This window comes from Aurantimonas aggregata, assembly GCF_010500835.1.
Lineage (GTDB): Bacteria > Pseudomonadota > Alphaproteobacteria > Rhizobiales > Rhizobiaceae > Aurantimonas > Aurantimonas aggregata.
On sequence record NZ_JAAAMJ010000013.1, the window covers coordinates 15,004 to 30,319 of the forward strand.

Sequence of the window (15,316 nt, forward strand, 5' to 3'; positions counted from 1 at the left end):
AGCATGATCAGTCCCGCTGGCGGCGATGATCGTCGTCGGCACAAGCAACTTCCAGCCAGGGGAACGCAATGATGACTAGTTACGAAGATGCGACCCGCACCAGCAAGAGCGCCGTGGACAGCACCCTGGATTCCCTCACGGTGGTGACCAAGGGCCTGCAGCAGATAGCCACCGAAACGTCGGAATTCGGCAAGCGCTCCTATGAGCATCAGATGGCGATGCTGGAGAAGCTCCTGCAGGCGCGTTCGATGGACAAGACCTTCGAGTTGCAGGGCGATTTCGCCAAGTCGATCTATCAGAGCTGGGTGTCCCAGACGACGAAGTTCGGCGAGATCTACGCTGACATGGCGCGCGAGGCCTGCAAGCCGCTCGAACAGATCGCATTGGGTTCTTACGGGCGCGGCGTCGAATACACCCGCGAGAACTCCGAGACGGCTGCAAAGGTGGCCAAGGCCGACGAGACGCAGGTCGCCGCCTGATCCAAGCCGGCAGGGCCTCAGGGCAGACGACACCTCAATGGAATTTTTTCGAAGGCCCGGACGACGCCGGGCCTTTTTTGTTGGTGGAAGGACTGGGACGCACCACCCCGAAGCCTCGACGACGGGCGGGTGACGGAGAATGCTTTGCCGAGCGCGTGATGCGTCTTAAAATCCGGCGGACGGCACATACATACGGTGCGATGAGAATGGTGGCTGAATTGACCGACGAGAAGCGCATGACCGATGGCGGGTTCGCCCCGGGGCGCGGGCAGGCGGGGAAGGATGAGGGCGGCGACGGCGACACCGATCGCGGCACGTCTGTCATCACCCGCACCAAGCCGAAGACAAAGCGGCCGAGCCTTTACAGAGTGCTCCTTCTGAACGACGATTACACACCCATGGAGTTCGTGATCCACGTGCTCCAGCGGTTCTTTCAGAAGGATGCCGAGGCGGCCACCAGGATCATGTTGCATGTGCACAACCACGGCGTTGGCGAATGCGGGGTCTATACCTACGAGGTAGCGGAGACGAAGGTCACGCAGGTCATGGATTTTGCGCGCCAGCACCAACATCCGCTGCAATGCGTGATGGAAAAGAATTGAGGTGAAGCTTGCCGACATTTTCGCAAAGCCTTGAGAAGTCGCTGCATCAGGCACTGACGCTCGCCAACGAGCGCCGGCAGGAATTCGCGACGCTTGAGCATCTGCTGCTTGCGCTTCTGGAGGACAAGGACGCCGCTGCCGTCATGCGGGGCTGCAGCGTCGACCTCGATCTCCTGCGCAAGAACCTGATCTCCTATATCGATACCGAACTCACCAACCTGGTCACGGGTCACGACGAGGATTCGAAGCCGACGGCGGGCTTCCATCGCGTCATCCAACGTGCTGTGATCCATGTGCAGTCTTCCGGCCGCGACGAAGTGACCGGCGCCAACGTGCTCGTCGCCATATTCGCCGAACGCGAAAGCCATGCAGCCTATTTCCTGCAGGAGCAGGAGATGACCCGCTACGACGCAGTGAACTTCATCTCGCATGGGATTTCCAAGCGGCCGGGCGAATCAGAAAGCCGGCCGCTCAGAGGCGCCGAGGACGACCAATCGACCGTGGGCCAGGATGACGACGGCAAGCGCAAGACGGCTCAGGACGCCCTGACCGCCTATTGCGTGAATCTCAACGAGAAGGCGCGCAACGGCAAGATCGATCCGCTGATCGGGCGGGCCGAGGAAATCAACCGGACCATCCAGGTCCTGTGCCGCCGCTCCAAGAACAACCCGCTCTATGTAGGCGATCCCGGCGTCGGCAAGACGGCGATCGCCGAGGGCCTCGCCAAGCGCGTTGTCGAGGGCGACGTGCCGGACGTTCTGGCCGATGCGACGATCTTCTCGCTCGACATGGGCACCCTGCTCGCCGGCACGCGCTATCGTGGCGACTTCGAGGAGCGGCTGAAGCAGGTGGTCAAGGAACTCGAGGAGTATCCGGGCGCTGTCCTGTTCATCGACGAGATCCACACGGTGATCGGCGCCGGTGCGACCTCGGGCGGGGCGATGGATGCCTCGAACCTGTTGAAGCCGGCGTTGTCCTCGGGCGCGATCCGCTGCATCGGTTCGACCACCTACAAGGAATACCGCCAGTTCTTCGAGAAGGACCGGGCGCTGGTGAGGCGCTTCCAGAAAATCGACGTCAAGGAACCGTCGATCGAGGATGCCGTGTCGATCCTCCGGGGCCTGAAGCCCTATTTCGAGGATTTCCACCGGGTGAAGTTCACCAACGAGGCGATCCGCTCGGCCGTCGAGCTGTCGGCCCGCTACATCAACGACCGCAAGCTGCCGGACAAGGCGATCGACGTGATCGACGAAACCGGCGCCTCGCAGATGCTGGTGCCCGAGGCCAAGCGGAAGAAGCAGATCGGCGTCAAGGAGATCGAGGCGACTGTCGCCACCATGGCGCGGATCCCGCCGAAGGCCGTCTCGAAGGATGACGAGGAAGTCCTCGCCCATCTCGACGAGCAGCTGAAGCGCGTCGTCTACGGTCAGGATGCGGCGATCGAGAACCTTGCCTCGGCCATCAAGCTGGCCCGTGCCGGCCTGCGCGAACCGGACAAGCCGATCGGCTCGTATCTGTTCTCGGGCCCGACCGGCGTCGGCAAGACCGAGGTGGCGCGCCAGCTGGCGTCGTCGCTCGGCGTCGAGCTGCTGCGCTTCGACATGTCGGAGTACATGGAGCGGCACACCGTCTCGCGGCTGATCGGCGCGCCTCCGGGCTATGTCGGCTTCGACCAGGGCGGCCTTCTGACCGACGGTGTCGATCAGCACCCGCACAGCGTGCTGCTGCTCGACGAGATCGAGAAGGCGCATCCGGACCTGTTCAACATCCTGTTGCAGGTGATGGATCACGGCAAGCTGACGGATCACAACGGCAAGCAGATCGACTTCCGGAACGTGATCCTGATCATGACGACCAATGCCGGCGCGTCGGAAATGGCCAAGGCCAATATCGGCTTCGGTCATTCGCGGCGTAGCGGCGCGGACGAGGAGGCGATCAACCGCCTGTTCACGCCGGAATTCCGCAACCGCCTCGACGCTGTGATCCCGTTCGGATCGCTGCCGACACCGGTCATCCACCAGGTGGTAGAGAAGTTCGTCATGCAGCTGGAGGCACAGCTGTCGGAACGCGGCGTGACGTTCGAATTGACGCCAGAAGCGGTCTCCTGGCTCGCCGAGAAGGGCTACGACGAGAACATGGGCGCCCGGCCGCTTGGCCGGACGATCCAGGAGTACATCAAGAAGCCACTGGCGGACGAGGTGCTCTTCGGCAAGCTCAAGCGCGGCGGCACGGTGAAGGTCACCGTGGACACGGCCGAAGACGGCACGAAGACCCTCGCGCTCGAGGCGATCGCCGACGAAGTCCCGCCGAAGGCGAAGAAGTCGGAGTCGCGTCGACGGAGCAAGGTCACTGCGGATGGCGCGGAGATTGACGAGCCGGACGATGACGAGAGTGACGAGGACGAGCCGGACGATGCAGTGGCCGAGCCGGCGCCTGCCGGGAAAGTCGCCGCGTCGAAGCGGCCTGCCACGGTGCCGAAAGTCCCGCGCAAGCTGAACTGAGCAATGAGGGCCGCCCGCAGGGGCGGCCCTTTCAGCATGACGGCCGGAGCCAGTCTTGGAACATCTCGATCCGGCCGACGATCAGGGTGCGGCCTACTGGGCGCTGCAGGGCGCCAAGGGCATTGCCAGCGCCCCGGCCTTGATCCTCATCACCGCCTTTGTCGGATTTGCCGGGCTCTCGCGCGAAGCGGGACTGACCTGAGTCGAAGCCTCCTTCATGACCGCGACGGTCTGGGCGCTGCCTGCCAACATCATCTTGGTCGGCGCCATCACGGCGGGCGCGTCGCTGCCGGCGGCGGCACTGGCGGTCGGCTTGTCGTCGATCCGGATGATGCCGATGGTGGTCGCGCTGATGCCGGAGATCGCCGGATCCCGGACACGAAAATCGACGCTTCTTTTCCTGTCGCATTTCGTCGCCATCACTGGCTGGGTCTTCGCGATGGAGCGGGCGCGGCATGTGCCGCGTGAACAGCGGACGGCGTTCTTCGGCGGGTTTGCCGTGACGTTGACGACTGTCAACACGATCATCGTGGCAGTCGCCTTCAACTTGATGTGCCAGTTGCCGGCGCTGGTGACGGGGGCGCTGGCGTTCCTGACGCCGATCTATTTTCTCGTCTCGCTCTACGGCTCCGCCCGCGACCTTTCCGGGCGCCTTGCCTTGTTCGCCGGCATGGCGGCCCTGCCGCCGGCCCATTATCTTTGGCCGCAATTCGAGCTGATGGTGGCCGGCATCGTCGGCGGTCTGGCTGCCTATGGCCTTGGGCAATGGGCCGAGAGGCGCCGCCATCCATGACGGGCCTCGACCTGAGCTTCGACGCGCCCTTGGGCGAATGGTGGCCATTCGCCTTCATCCTGCTCGCCGGATGGCTGCCGACGGATGCCTGGCGCTATCTCGGCGTGCTGACGGCCGGACGGATGGACGAACATTCGCCGCTCGCCTCGCTCACCCGGGCCATCGCGACGTCGATGGTGGCGGCGGTGATCGCCCAGCTCGTCCTGTACCCAGCCGGCTCTCTGGCCGCGATTCCCACCGCCGCCCGCATCGGGGCGGTCGCGGCCGGGTTCGTTGCTTACCTCGCATGCGGTCGCCGGGTACTGGCGGCAATCCTTGTCGCGGAAGCTGTGCTTCTTGGCGCAGCGTTCCTGCTCTGAAGCGCGGCATCCGCGGGACATCCGCTGACGCCGATCGGGATCAGCCGAGCGCGGCCCGGATCTGCTCGGCCTGTTTCTCAAGCTCTGCCGGGGTCGCGCTGCCGCCCGCATGGGGTGCGAGCGATACACCCTCATAGGCCGGCACGACATGGAAATGCAGGTGGAAGACCGTTTGGCCCGCCGACTCTTCGTTGAACTGCGCTATCCGCACGCCGTCGGCATTGAACGCCGTCCGGACGGCGCGGGCGAGGCGGGCGACGATCGGCATGACCGCCGCAAGCGTCGCATCGTCGGCATCGAGCAGGTTGCGCGATGGTGCCTTCGGGATGACCAGGCAGTGGCCTTTCGATTGCGGCATGATGTCCATGACCGCGATCGCGGTGTCGTCCTCGTAGAGCTTGAGGCTCGGAATCTCGCCGCGCAGAATCTTCGCGAAGATGTTGCCGTCGTCGTAGCTGGTCATGGGAGGCTCGGTCATGGTTGCGGATCGGCCGTAGGGTAGGGGCCTGCGCCCGCTTGTCCAAGCATGACCGCTAACTTTGCGACGCGCCGCCATCGCCCTTCTTGTAGGGCGTGTGCTCGCCGAGGATCTCCGAGACCCGCGCGACCTCCTCGCGCTCGCTTTCGAGGTAGTCCTCGACGGCCCGGCGCAGGCCCGGATGGCCGATCCAGTGCGCCGAATGCGTCGTCACCGGCTCGTAGCCGCGCGCCAGCTTGTGCTGTCCCTGCGCACCTGCCTCGACCACGGCCAGCTTGTGGGCGATCGCGTAGTCGATCGCCTGGTGGTAGCAGACCTCGAAATGCAGGAACGGGTGCTCCTCGATGCAGCCCCAGTTGCGGCCGTACACCGTATCGGCGCCGATGAAGTTGAGCGCGCCGGCGATATAGCGGCCGCCCCGGCGCGCCATCACCAGCAGCGTCTGGTCCGCCATCCGCTCGCCGATCAGGCTGAAGAAGCGGCGGTTGAGATAGGGACGTCCCCATTTGCGGCTGCCAGTGTCGAGGTAGAAGGCATAGAACGCGTCCCAGGCTTCCTCCGTCAGGTCGCTTCCGGTCAGCCAGACGATTTCGATGTCGTTTTCCAGCGCCTCGCGGCGCTCCCGTCGCAGCGTCTTGCGCTTGCGCGAAGCGAGTGTGTCTAGGAATGCTTCGTAGGTGTCGTAACCGCGGTTGAGGAAATGGAACTGCTGGTCCGTGCGATGCAACCAGTCCGAGTCCTCCAGGACCGAAAGATCCTTGTCGATCAAGAAAGTGGCGTGAACCGATGAGACACCGGTTCGTTCCGCGTAGGTCTTGGCGGACTCCGCCAGCGCCTGCCGGCGGATGTCGGCGCCCGGCGTCTGGCCGACGAGCAGACGGGGCCCTGAAGCCGGGGTGAACGGCACCGACATCTGCAGCTTGGGATAATAGCGGCCGCCGGCGCGCTGGAAGGCATCGGCCCAGCCCTGGTCGAAGACATATTCGCCCTGGCTATGGCTCTTGAGATAGGCCGGTGCGGCCGCGATCGCCTGGCCTGCCTCGTCCTCGAGGATCAGGTGCTGCGGCAGCCAGCCGGCCCGCTCGCCGACACAGGCGCTGTCCTCCAGCGAACTGAGAAATGCATGCGATACGAAAGGGTTGGGGGAGGTTGCTTGTGTCGTTTCGCCGGCGACAGCGGGACTGGCGCCAGCCAGCTCTTCCCAGACGGAACGATCGATATGCGTCACGCTGTCGACGACCCGGACCACGAAAGTCCGTTCGCTCTCTTTCGCCGGGGTCTTCGCGGTTTCTCTCATGCGATGAGACTTATGCCGTCCGCGTCGCAGCGCAAGCCGTCAGTGCTGCGGTGCGAAGCCCTCGAAGGTGATCTGGTCGGCATGGCGCCTGCTCTGCGCCTCATCATCCGGCGTCCGCACCGTCCAGGTCATCACCGGGGCGCCGCGCTCGCGGACCCAGCCGACAAAAGCATTCGGGAGGTGGTGGACGTTGTAGGACACGAAGTCGCAGCCGCGTCCGAAGATTTCCCGGTGACGGCGCAGGGCCTCCAGCTTCGTCCCCTCCGCCGTGAGGCCGACAGGATGCGGCAGTCCTGCTTCGAGCAACTGATCGATGAGCCAGGCATCGAACGACATCAGCGCCAGTTCGCCGGAATAGCCGGATAGCGCCGGGCGGAGACGTTCGACATAGCCGGCATCGGTTTCGGCGGAGATGCCCTTCAGCTCCATGACGATCGGCACCGCGCCGTTCACCAGCGCCAGGAAATCCGCCACGGTGGGAATGGTGGCGCCGCCGGCGACCAGAGCCAGTCCGCTCAGCGCGGCGTCATCCGTCTCGCGGAAGGCGTCGGCCCGGCCCGTGAGCCGGTCCAGCGTGTCGTCATGAAAGATGTACGGCGTGCCGTCGGCCGAGAGCTGCACGTCGCATTCGATGGCATAGCCCGCGGCGATGGCCGCCCGGGCGGCCGGAAGCGAGTTCTCGGCCACCAGATGGTTGCCGTCGTGCAGGCCGCGATGGGCGATCGGTCGCCGGATGAGCCAGTCCAGACCGCCCCCCGGCATCAGACGAGCTCGAACAGGGCTTCGATCTCGACGGCCGCATCCATCGGCAGGGCCGGGACGCCGACGGCCGAGCGTGCATGACGGCCCGCGTCGCCGAGAATCTCGACCAGGAAATCCGAGGCGCCGTTGGCCACCTTGTGCTGCTCGACGAACTCCGGCGCGCTCGCCACGAAGACCGTCAGCTTGAGGAGGCGCGACACGCGCGACCAGTCGCCGCCCACCGCCGCCTTGGCCTGCGCCAGCACGTTGACAGCGCAGAGCCGCGCGGCGCGCTGGCCGTCCTCGAGGCTGACGCCGCCACCGAGCTTGCCGGTCACCGCGACCTTGCCGCCCTCCAGCGGCAACTGGCCGGAGGTCTGGAGCAGGTTGCCGGTGACCACATAGGGAACGTAGTTCGCCGCGGGCGCTGCGGCCTCGGGCAGAACGACGCCGGCGGTGCTCAGGCGGGATTCGATCGTGTCGGACATCATGTTGTCTTCCTTTGCCGTGACGGATACCAGCGTCCGTTCCCGCCGCGCCACATCGGCGAGACGGTTCCGTGCCCCGGAATTCCGTCGAGCGGTAGCCCATCCGCTGGTCCAGTGAAAGATCGAGTCGACATGCGAGCCATCTCCACTGCGTTCCTTTTGCTCGGCGCCGGCACGGCACATGCGACGGCTGTGGAATTGGCGCTGCATCGCGCCTCCTACGACCTCGCTTTGTCCGCGGACTCGAGCGACCTGGTCGGCGCGGAAGGGCGGATCGCCGTGGAGATTGCCGGCGACTGCGACGCCTACGACCTCGATTACCGCTTCGTCGCCCGCTTCCAGCAGGAGCAGGAGCTGATCGTCACCGACCAGCAGACGGAATCGCGGGAATCGCGCGACGGTTCGTGGTTCGAGTTCGAGACCAAGACCTTCGTCGATTCCAGCCCGCAGGACACGGTGGCCGGCACGGCCGCTTCCGACGGGACGCGGACCGTCGTGACCTTCACGCAGCCGGGCGAGCACCGCGTCGACATCCCGCTGGCGCTCTTTCCCATGCAGCACACGCGCGCGCTGATCGAAAAGGCCGAGGCCGGCGAGAATATCGTCGAAACTGCGCTCTTCGATGGCGACGACGATCCTCAGAAGGAACTGACCAGCACGGCGATCATCGGCCCCGTCACCGAGGGCGGAGCAGGAAACCCTGAAGCGTCTCCAGCCGCCACGAACGGCCTCGGAACGGAACCGGCGGCAACGCCCAACGACCCGCTGGCCGGGCTGCGGTCCTGGCGCGTCAGCGAGTCGTTCTACAATTCCGACAGCGACGGCGACGGGATGCCGGTCTTCGAGACCGCCTATACGCTCTACGAGAATGGCGTCTCCGACGATCTGGTGCTGCGCTTCGACGGCTATGCGCTGACGGGTGGTCTTGCCAGCCTGGATTTCCTGGATAGTCCGGACTGCCCATAAGCCTTTGGGCCGTTCTCTAAGCAGCCGGTGAGGGTTGCCGCCAAGGCCACAAAGCTTGCGCTCCGCCAGCTTTTGCGTTATTCGCGCGTCCATTCCACACACGGAAGTCGGGTTTCGACGGTTGAGCTTTGGCTCGGTCGACGCGATCCACCGGTGGCGGCCACAAGGTCGCTTCGTTCCGTGGAGGCTCAACCGGAAAAGGAAACATCCGATGGCTTTGCCAGACTATTCCATGCGCCAGCTGCTCGAAGCGGGCGTCCATTTCGGCCACCAGACACATCGCTGGAACCCGAAGATGGCGCCCTATATCTTCGGCGCTCGCAACAACATCCACATTCTCGACCTCGGCCAGACGGTGCCGCTGCTGCACCGCGCGCTCCAGGCCGTCTCCGACACGGTCGCCCGCGGCGGACGCGTGCTGTTCGTCGGCACCAAGCGCCAGGCGTCCGACATCGTCGCCGATGCCGCGCAGCGCTCGGCCCAGTATTACGTCAACGCCCGCTGGCTCGGCGGCATGCTGACCAACTGGAAGACCATCTCCAACTCGATCCAGCGCCTGCGCAAGCTCGACGAGATGCTCGCCGGTGGCGAGGCCCGCGCCTTCACCAAGAAGGAGCGCCTGACGCTGCAGCGCGAGCGCGACAAGCTCGACCGGGCGCTCGGCGGCATCAAGGACATGGGCGGCGTGCCGGACATGATCTTCATCATCGACACCAACAAGGAGTCGATCGCGATCGAGGAAGCCAAGCGGCTGCACATCCCGATCGTCGCCGTCGTCGATTCCAACTGCGATCCGCTGCCGATCGACTACCCGATCCCGGGCAATGACGACGCCGCCCGCGCGATCACGCTGTACTGCGACCTGATCGCCCGTGCCGCGGTCGACGGCATCGCTCGCCAGCAGGGCGACACCGGCGTCGATCTCGGCGCCCTCGAGGAAGCGCCGGTCGAGGAGGATCTCCCCGCTGAGACCTCGGCCGAGGAAGCTCCTGCCGAGGAAGCATCCGCTGAGGTCGCAGCGCCGGAAGGCGAGGCCGCTCCGGCCGAGGCAACCGCCGAGACTGCCGAAACCGCCGCCTGATCCGGCCGGGCGGGAGCCGGTTCGACCGGCACCCGCCCGCGCCTCAAGGTCTATCTGCGGCGTCGCGTAATGACGGCGTCACAATTCTGGCGCACCCGTTCCGACCGGACCGGTGCGCCCAATGATTTCTGAAGAGGCAAACATGGCAATCACCGCTGCGATGGTAAAAGAACTGCGCGAGATGACCGGCGCAGGCATGATGGACTGCAAGACCGCGCTCTCGGAGACCGGCGGCGACATGGAAGCGGCTGTCGACTGGCTGCGCACGAAGGGCATTGCCAAGGCCGACAAGAAGTCGGGCCGCACGGCTGCGGAAGGCCTCGTTGGCGCTGCATCCGAAGGGACCCGTGCGGTCGTCGTGGAGGTCAATTCCGAGACCGACTTCGTCGCCCGCAACGACGCGTTCCAGACGCTGGTCCGCAACGTCGCCGCGGTGGCGTTGACGACCGACGGTTCGGTCGAGGCGGTCGGCGCGGCGACCTATCCGGGCGCGTCCAAGTCCGTCACCGACACGATCCGCGACACGATCGCCACGATCGGCGAGAACATGAGCCTGCGTCGCTCTGCCATGCTGTCGGTCGGCGACGGCGTCGTCGCGTCCTACATCCACAACCAGGTCGCCGACGGCCTCGGCAAGCTCGGCGTGCTGGTGGCGATCGAATCGACCGGCGACAAGGCAGCACTCGCCCAGTTCGGTCGCCAGGTGGCGATGCACGTGGCGGCGACCAATCCGCTCGCCCTGACGGCGGAAGAGATCGACGCGACGACCGTCGAGCGCGAGAAGGCGATCTTCGTCGATCAGGCCCGCCAGTCGGGCAAGCCGGACAACATCATCGAAAAGATGGTCGAAGGTCGGCTGCGCAAGTTCTACGAAGAGGTCGTGCTGCTGAAGCAGGGCTTCGTGATCAATCCCGACCTGACGGTCGAGAAGGCGCTGGCCGAGGCGGAAGCCTCCTTCGGCGCGCCGGCCAAGATCACCGGCTTCGTCCGCTTCGCCCTCGGCGAGGGGATCGAGAAGGAAGAAGGCGACTTCGCCGCCGAAGTGGCTGCGGCCGCCGGCAAGAAGTAATTCCACCAACCGACGCATGAGAGGGCGTCCGCTTCACAAGCGGGCGCCCTTATTGTATCGCAGGCCGACCAGGCGGGGCCGGAGGGGCCGTCCACGCGCCCTGAACGTCGCGCCGCGGCAGATTTACGGCCCGTATTCGTTCCGGCATACCTGAAGCGGCCCGTTCCGGGGCTGCCGCGGGGGACTGCGGACGCAAGCAAGGTGAATGATGACGTCCGAGATCCGCTACCGGCGCGTGCTTCTGAAGGTGTCCGGCGAGGCGCTGATGGGAAGCCAGGGGTTCGGCATCGACGTCGCCGTCGCCGACCGCATCGCTTCCGACATCGCCGAAGCCCGCCGCCTGGGCGTCGAGATCTCCGTGGTCATCGGCGGTGGCAACATCTTCCGCGGCGTTGCCGTCGCGTCGAAGGGCGGCGACCGGGTGACCGGCGACCACATGGGCATGCTCGGGACCGTCATCAACGCGCTGGCCCTGCGCACGTCGCTGACCAAGTTCGGGATCGACACGATCGTCCTGTCGGCGATCGCGATGCCGGAAATCTGCGAGAGTTTTTCCCAGCGCACCGCGCTTGCGCATCAGGCGGCGGGCCGCGTGGTAATCTTCGCCGGCGGTACCGGCAATCCGTTCTTCACCACCGACTCCGCCGGGGCGCTGCGTGCTGCGGAGATGGGTGCGGCCGCCCTGTTCAAGGGCACGCAGGTCGACGGCATCTACTCCGAGGACCCCAAGCGCAACCCTGACGCCACCCGTTTCGAGCGGCTGACCCATGACGAGGTGCTCGGTCGGGGATTGGCCGTCATGGATATTGCCGCCGTGGCCCTGGCGCGCGAAAACCATATCCCCATCGTGGTGTTCTCCATCCACGAGAAGGGGGAATTTGCCAAGATACTGTCTGGCGCGGGCCGGGCGACGATCGTCTCCGACTGACTATCCTGCGTCCGTATTGCCGAAAGAGGAACCGATGGCCGAACTCGACCTGAACGAACTGAAGCGCCGCATGGACGGCGCCATCTCCAGCCTCAAGAGCGATCTCGGGGGCTTGCGGACCGGCCGTGCGTCGCCCAGCCTGCTGGACCCGATCACCGTCGAGGCCTACGGTAACCAGATGCCGCTCAACCAGGTCGCCAACGTCACGGCGCCGGAGGCGCGGATGGTGGCCGTTACCGTGTGGGACAAGCAGATGGTCGGCAAGGTGGAGCGGGCGATCCGCGAGAGCAGTCTCGGTCTCAACCCGATCACCGATGGGCAGACGCTGCGAATTCCGCTGCCGGAACTCAACGAGCAGCGGCGCAAGGAACTGGTCAAGGTGGCGCAGCAATACGGCGAAGGCGCCAAGATCGCCGCGCGCCACGTGCGCCGGGACGGGATGGAAACGCTGAAGAAGCTTGAGAAGGACGGCGAGATCGGCCAGGACGACAGCCGCCAGACCTCCGATCGCGTACAGAAGATGACCGACGACACCATCGCCGAGATCGAGAAGATGCTCTCGGTCAAGGAAGCCGAAATCATGCAGGTCTAGGATCGCGGCGGAGCCAGACCCGCAGGCGACGGCAAAATATCGGAGAAGGTGGATCACGGTGCGGCATCCCCAACACGTCGCCATCATCATGGACGGCAACGGCCGCTGGGCTCATGCGCGGGGCTTGCCCCGCAGCGTCGGCCACCGGCGCGGCGTCGAGGCCGTGCGCCAGGCGGTTCGAACCGCCGGCGAACTGGGCATCGACTACCTGACGCTGTTCGCGTTCTCCTCGGAGAATTGGCGGCGGCCGCCGGAGGAGGTCGAGGAACTGATGGGCTTGCTCAAGCACTTCATCCGGCGCGACCTCGCCGACCTTCACAAGGAAGGCGTGCGGGTCCGGGTCATCGGGGCGCGGGACAACCTGACCCCCGACATCCGTTCGCTGCTCGAGGAGGCGGAAAACCTTACCCGGGACAATGAACGCCAGACGCTGGTCGTCGCCTTCAATTACGGCGGCCGCGACGAGGTGGCGCGCGCCGTTCGCCGGGTCGCCGCAAAATTCGCCGCCGGCGAGGTTCCGCTGGAGGCTCTGACGGCGGACTATCTCGATAGCCATCTCGACACGGCGGGCATCCCCGATCCCGATCTCATCATCCGCACCAGCGGCGAGTTGCGCCTGTCGAATTTCCTCCTGTGGCAGGCGGCATACTCGGAATTCGTCTTCCTGCCGTGCCTTTGGCCGGATTTCGACCGCAAGGCCTTCGAGGAAGCCATCGCGCAATATGCCAGCCGCGAGCGCCGCTATGGCGGACTGTCGCGCGAAATAGCATCCTGAGCCGATGGGTCTTGGTCTCCGACGACTCCTCGCAGCGCCGACTTGGACCGATCTCCGCTCGCGGCTGATATCGGCCGTCGTTCTCGGTCTTCTGGTCCTGGCGTTGACCATGATCGGTGGCTGGCCGTTCCGCGTGCTCTGCGTGGCGACAGGCGTCATCGTCTTCGAGGAATGGTCGCGGATGACGCGTGCCAAACTTGCTGGCCCGATCTTCCGGTTTGCCCGGCGCGCGCTGTATCTCTCGCTGATCGCCTTCCTTTTCGGCTTCTACCTCGCGGCGGTCGCGATCGTCTTCGGCGGCGCCGCGTTCATCGCCTTCGTCGACCGGGGCGAGCGCAAGGCCGACTGGGTGCTGGGCGGCCTGTTCTATGCCGCGGTCGCCTCGCTGACGCCCGGCATGCTGCGCGGGGATGACGCCGCCGGCCTTACCGCGCTGGGGCTGATCATCGCGGTCGTCTGGCCGACCGACATCTTCGCCTATTTCACCGGCCGCAGCATCGGCGGCCCCAAGCTGATGCCGCGGGTCTCGCCGAAGAAGACCATTTCGGGCGCCTTGGGCGGCCTCGTCGCCGGCGTCGTCTTCGGCGTCCTGTTCGCCGAATGGGTGGCAGGATCGGCGGGACTGTTCATCGTCGTCCTCGCGGCGCTGCTGTCGATCTTCGGGCAAGCCGGCGACCTCTACGAATCCTGGATCAAGCGCCGTTTCGGCGTGAAGGATTCGGGTCGGCTGATCCCGGGGCATGGCGGCCTGATGGACCGTATCGACGGGCTGATCATCGCCACCGCCATCGCCTGGCTCGTCGGGCTCCTCCTCGCCGGCTTCGATCATCCCGCCCGCGGGATCTTTCCGCTCTGACGGCACGAGCCTGCCCGCGGCCTCGCGCCATCATTGCGACGCGATCGTGAAATGCTATGACAGCGTCGAAGCGAGGCTGGTGCCTGGTGCCGACGCAACCAATCAGTAGGTGACGATAATGGATTTCGGTGTTGGCCTTGCCAGTCTCTGGAGCGGGGGCCTCATCTATATAATCCCGTTTCTGTTCGTCCTGACCACCATCGTGTTCTTCCACGAGCTCGGCCATTATCTCGTCGCCCGCTGGTCGGGCATCAAGGCGCTGGTGTTCTCGGTCGGCTTCGGCCCGGAGATCTTCGGTTTCAACGACCGCCGTGGCACGCGCTGGCGCCTCGCCGCCGTGCCGCTGGGTGGCTACGTCAAGTTCCTCGGTGACGAGAACGCCGCTTCCGTGCCCGACCATGCCGCAATGGCGCGCATGGCTCCCGCCGATCGCGCGGGTGCGTTCCCGAGCGCCAGTGTCGGCCGGCGCGCCGCCACCGTCGCGGCCGGCCCGATCGCGAACTTCATCCTGGCGATCGTGATCTTCGCCGGCGTCGCCTTCGTCGACGGCCGCGTCGTCGGCGATCCGGTCGTTTCGGACGTGCGGCCCGACTCGCCGGCTGCCGTTGCTGGCTTCCAGCCGGGCGACCGGGTGGTGTCGGCCGACGGACGGCCAATTGCCTATTTCTCCGATCTGCAGCGCTACGTTTCGGCGCGGCCCGATACGCCGATCGCGATGGTCGTCGAGCGCGCCGGTCAGCCGGTGGAGCTTACCGTGACGCCGCGCGTCGAGACCCAGACGGATCGCTTCGGCAACAGTTTCGAGACACCGGTCATTGGCCTCGTCGCCACCAATGACGGCTCGTCGTTCCGCGTCGAGGAAATGTCGGCGCTCGAATCGCTGGGCTATGGCGTGACCCAGACATGGTTCGTCACCGAGCGGACCGTCGATTTCCTCGGCCAGATCATCACCGGGAAGCAGAGCGCCGATCAGATCGGCGGGCCGATTCGCATCGCGCAGGTTTCGGGACAGGTGTCGACCATCGGTTTCAGCGCCCTTCTGAACCTCGCGGCGCTCCTGTCGGTATCGATCGGGCTGTTGAATCTATTGCCGATTCCGATGCTGGATGGTGGCCACCTGATGTTCTACGCCTTCGAGGCGGTGAGGGGCCGTCCGCTCAGCGAGCGCATCCAGGAGATCGGTTTTCGAATTGGTCTCGCCCTCGTGATGCTGCTTATGGTATTCGCCTTTTGGAACGATATTTCGGGCCTCGTCTGAACGAGGGCTGGCCGGGTCGGGGGACTTGGGGGACTTTGCAGAAATTTAACCAT

General features: G+C 65.4%; 18 protein-coding genes. 14 read left to right on the plus strand and 4 right to left on the minus strand.

Annotation, left to right across the window (positions count from 1 at the left end; genetic code table 11):
* The first annotated feature begins 68 nt into the window (after positions 1-68).
* The 6 genes from GTW51_RS15540 to GTW51_RS15560 all read left to right on the plus strand — a co-directional run bounded on the left by GTW51_RS15540 (position 69) and on the right by GTW51_RS15560 (position 4,734).
* Complete coding sequence (locus tag GTW51_RS15540) at positions 69-479, plus strand: phasin family protein (protein ID WP_246233191.1); 411 nt, start codon at positions 69-71, stop codon at positions 477-479.
* Positions 480-715: 236 nt separating this feature from the next.
* The gene (gene clpS, locus GTW51_RS15545) at positions 716-1,081 is read left to right on the plus strand and encodes an ATP-dependent Clp protease adapter ClpS (protein WP_163045032.1); all 366 of its coding nucleotides are present in this window, start codon (positions 716-718) and stop codon (positions 1,079-1,081) included.
* 8 nt (positions 1,082-1,089) lie between these two features.
* The gene (gene clpA / locus GTW51_RS15550; RefSeq protein ID WP_163044946.1) at positions 1,090-3,582 is read left to right on the plus strand and encodes an ATP-dependent Clp protease ATP-binding subunit ClpA; all 2,493 of its coding nucleotides are present in this window, start codon (positions 1,090-1,092) and stop codon (positions 3,580-3,582) included.
* A 55-nt stretch (positions 3,583-3,637) separates the two neighbouring features.
* Positions 3,638-3,784: a hypothetical protein gene (locus GTW51_RS24515; RefSeq protein WP_343034028.1), complete on the plus strand. Its 147-nt coding sequence runs from the start codon at positions 3,638-3,640 to the stop codon at positions 3,782-3,784.
* Positions 3,785-3,799: 15 nt separating this feature from the next.
* The gene (locus tag GTW51_RS15555; protein WP_343034029.1) at positions 3,800-4,375 is read left to right on the plus strand and encodes an AzlC family ABC transporter permease; all 576 of its coding nucleotides are present in this window, start codon (positions 3,800-3,802) and stop codon (positions 4,373-4,375) included.
* Positions 4,372-4,734 carry an AzlD domain-containing protein gene (locus GTW51_RS15560; protein WP_163044947.1) on the plus strand — a complete coding sequence of 121 codons (363 nt, stop codon included), beginning with the start codon at positions 4,372-4,374 and terminating at the stop codon, positions 4,732-4,734. Before GTW51_RS15555 ends, GTW51_RS15560 begins: the two co-directional genes overlap by 4 nt.
* A gap of 40 nt (positions 4,735-4,774) precedes the next feature.
* Here GTW51_RS15560 and GTW51_RS15565 read toward each other — a convergent pair whose 3' ends face one another.
* The 4 genes from GTW51_RS15565 to GTW51_RS15580 form a co-directional block, all read right to left on the minus strand.
* Positions 4,775-5,197, minus strand: a complete 423-nt coding sequence (locus GTW51_RS15565) for an HIT family protein (protein ID WP_163044948.1) — start codon at positions 5,195-5,197, stop codon at positions 4,775-4,777.
* Positions 5,198-5,267: 70 nt separating this feature from the next.
* Positions 5,268-6,509: a GNAT family N-acetyltransferase gene (locus GTW51_RS15570; protein ID WP_163044949.1), complete on the minus strand. Its 1,242-nt coding sequence runs from the start codon at positions 6,507-6,509 to the stop codon at positions 5,268-5,270.
* Positions 6,510-6,548: 39 nt separating this feature from the next.
* Positions 6,549-7,271 (minus strand): glycerophosphodiester phosphodiesterase family protein, encoded by a 723-nt coding sequence (locus tag GTW51_RS15575; protein ID WP_163044950.1) that lies wholly within the window; start codon positions 7,269-7,271, stop codon positions 6,549-6,551.
* A complete protein-coding gene (locus GTW51_RS15580; protein WP_163045033.1) occupies positions 7,271-7,738 on the minus strand; it encodes a RidA family protein in 468 nt (155 codons plus the stop codon). The genes GTW51_RS15575 and GTW51_RS15580 overlap by 1 nt, the downstream gene beginning before the upstream one ends.
* Before the next feature lie 132 nt (positions 7,739-7,870).
* Here GTW51_RS15580 and GTW51_RS15585 point away from each other — a divergent pair, with 132 nt between their 5' ends.
* From GTW51_RS15585 to rseP, 8 genes are all read left to right on the plus strand, one after another.
* The gene (locus GTW51_RS15585) at positions 7,871-8,704 is read left to right on the plus strand and encodes an EipB family protein (RefSeq protein WP_163044951.1); all 834 of its coding nucleotides are present in this window, start codon (positions 7,871-7,873) and stop codon (positions 8,702-8,704) included.
* A 211-nt stretch (positions 8,705-8,915) separates the two neighbouring features.
* On the plus strand, positions 8,916-9,785 hold the full coding sequence (gene rpsB, locus GTW51_RS15590; protein WP_163044952.1) for a 30S ribosomal protein S2: 870 nt from the start codon (positions 8,916-8,918) through the stop codon (positions 9,783-9,785).
* A 142-nt stretch (positions 9,786-9,927) separates the two neighbouring features.
* Positions 9,928-10,854 (plus strand): translation elongation factor Ts, encoded by a 927-nt coding sequence (gene tsf, locus GTW51_RS15595; protein WP_163044953.1) that lies wholly within the window; start codon positions 9,928-9,930, stop codon positions 10,852-10,854.
* Between the two features lie 208 nt (positions 10,855-11,062).
* A complete protein-coding gene (gene pyrH, locus GTW51_RS15600) occupies positions 11,063-11,782 on the plus strand; it encodes a UMP kinase (protein ID WP_163045034.1) in 720 nt (239 codons plus the stop codon).
* A 34-nt stretch (positions 11,783-11,816) separates the two neighbouring features.
* Entirely contained in the window at positions 11,817-12,374 is a 558-nt protein-coding gene (gene frr, locus GTW51_RS15605; RefSeq protein WP_163044954.1) for a ribosome recycling factor, read from the plus strand.
* An 88-nt stretch (positions 12,375-12,462) separates the two neighbouring features.
* Positions 12,463-13,149, plus strand: a complete 687-nt coding sequence (locus GTW51_RS15610) for an isoprenyl transferase (RefSeq protein ID WP_246233201.1) — start codon at positions 12,463-12,465, stop codon at positions 13,147-13,149.
* A gap of 4 nt (positions 13,150-13,153) precedes the next feature.
* Positions 13,154-14,005 carry a phosphatidate cytidylyltransferase gene (locus GTW51_RS15615; RefSeq protein ID WP_163044955.1) on the plus strand — a complete coding sequence of 284 codons (852 nt, stop codon included), beginning with the start codon at positions 13,154-13,156 and terminating at the stop codon, positions 14,003-14,005.
* Positions 14,006-14,123: 118 nt separating this feature from the next.
* Positions 14,124-15,263, plus strand: coding sequence for an RIP metalloprotease RseP (rseP, locus tag GTW51_RS15620; RefSeq protein ID WP_163044956.1), 1,140 nt, complete (start codon positions 14,124-14,126; stop codon positions 15,261-15,263).
* Positions 15,264-15,316: the final 53 nt, after the last annotated feature.

Bases quoted from the DNA above. Each gene is read 5' to 3' on its own strand.
- rpsB (WP_163044952.1), top strand. From the start codon at position 8,916: ATGGCTTTGCCAGACTATTCCATGCGCCAGCTGCTCGAAGCGGGCGTC.
- tsf (WP_163044953.1), top strand. From the start codon at position 9,928: ATGGCAATCACCGCTGCGATGGTAAAAGAACTGCGCGAGATGACCGGC.
- GTW51_RS15565 (WP_163044948.1), bottom strand. From the start codon at position 5,197: ATGACCAGCTACGACGACGGCAACATCTTCGCGAAGATTCTGCGCGGC.
- GTW51_RS15560 (WP_163044947.1), top strand. From the start codon at position 4,372: ATGACGGGCCTCGACCTGAGCTTCGACGCGCCCTTGGGCGAATGGTGG.
- GTW51_RS15540 (WP_246233191.1), top strand. From the start codon at position 69: ATGATGACTAGTTACGAAGATGCGACCCGCACCAGCAAGAGCGCCGTG.
- rseP (WP_163044956.1), top strand. From the start codon at position 14,124: ATGGATTTCGGTGTTGGCCTTGCCAGTCTCTGGAGCGGGGGCCTCATC.
- clpS (WP_163045032.1), top strand. From the start codon at position 716: ATGACCGATGGCGGGTTCGCCCCGGGGCGCGGGCAGGCGGGGAAGGAT.
- GTW51_RS15610 (WP_246233201.1), top strand. From the start codon at position 12,463: ATGGACGGCAACGGCCGCTGGGCTCATGCGCGGGGCTTGCCCCGCAGC.
- GTW51_RS15615 (WP_163044955.1), top strand. From the start codon at position 13,154: ATGGGTCTTGGTCTCCGACGACTCCTCGCAGCGCCGACTTGGACCGAT.
- GTW51_RS15580 (WP_163045033.1), bottom strand. From the start codon at position 7,738: ATGTCCGACACGATCGAATCCCGCCTGAGCACCGCCGGCGTCGTTCTG.
- GTW51_RS15570 (WP_163044949.1), bottom strand. From the start codon at position 6,509: ATGAGAGAAACCGCGAAGACCCCGGCGAAAGAGAGCGAACGGACTTTC.
- GTW51_RS15555 (WP_343034029.1), top strand. From the start codon at position 3,800: ATGACCGCGACGGTCTGGGCGCTGCCTGCCAACATCATCTTGGTCGGC.
- GTW51_RS15585 (WP_163044951.1), top strand. From the start codon at position 7,871: ATGCGAGCCATCTCCACTGCGTTCCTTTTGCTCGGCGCCGGCACGGCA.
- frr (WP_163044954.1), top strand. From the start codon at position 11,817: ATGGCCGAACTCGACCTGAACGAACTGAAGCGCCGCATGGACGGCGCC.
- pyrH (WP_163045034.1), top strand. From the start codon at position 11,063: ATGACGTCCGAGATCCGCTACCGGCGCGTGCTTCTGAAGGTGTCCGGC.
- GTW51_RS15575 (WP_163044950.1), bottom strand. From the start codon at position 7,271: ATGCCGGGGGGCGGTCTGGACTGGCTCATCCGGCGACCGATCGCCCAT.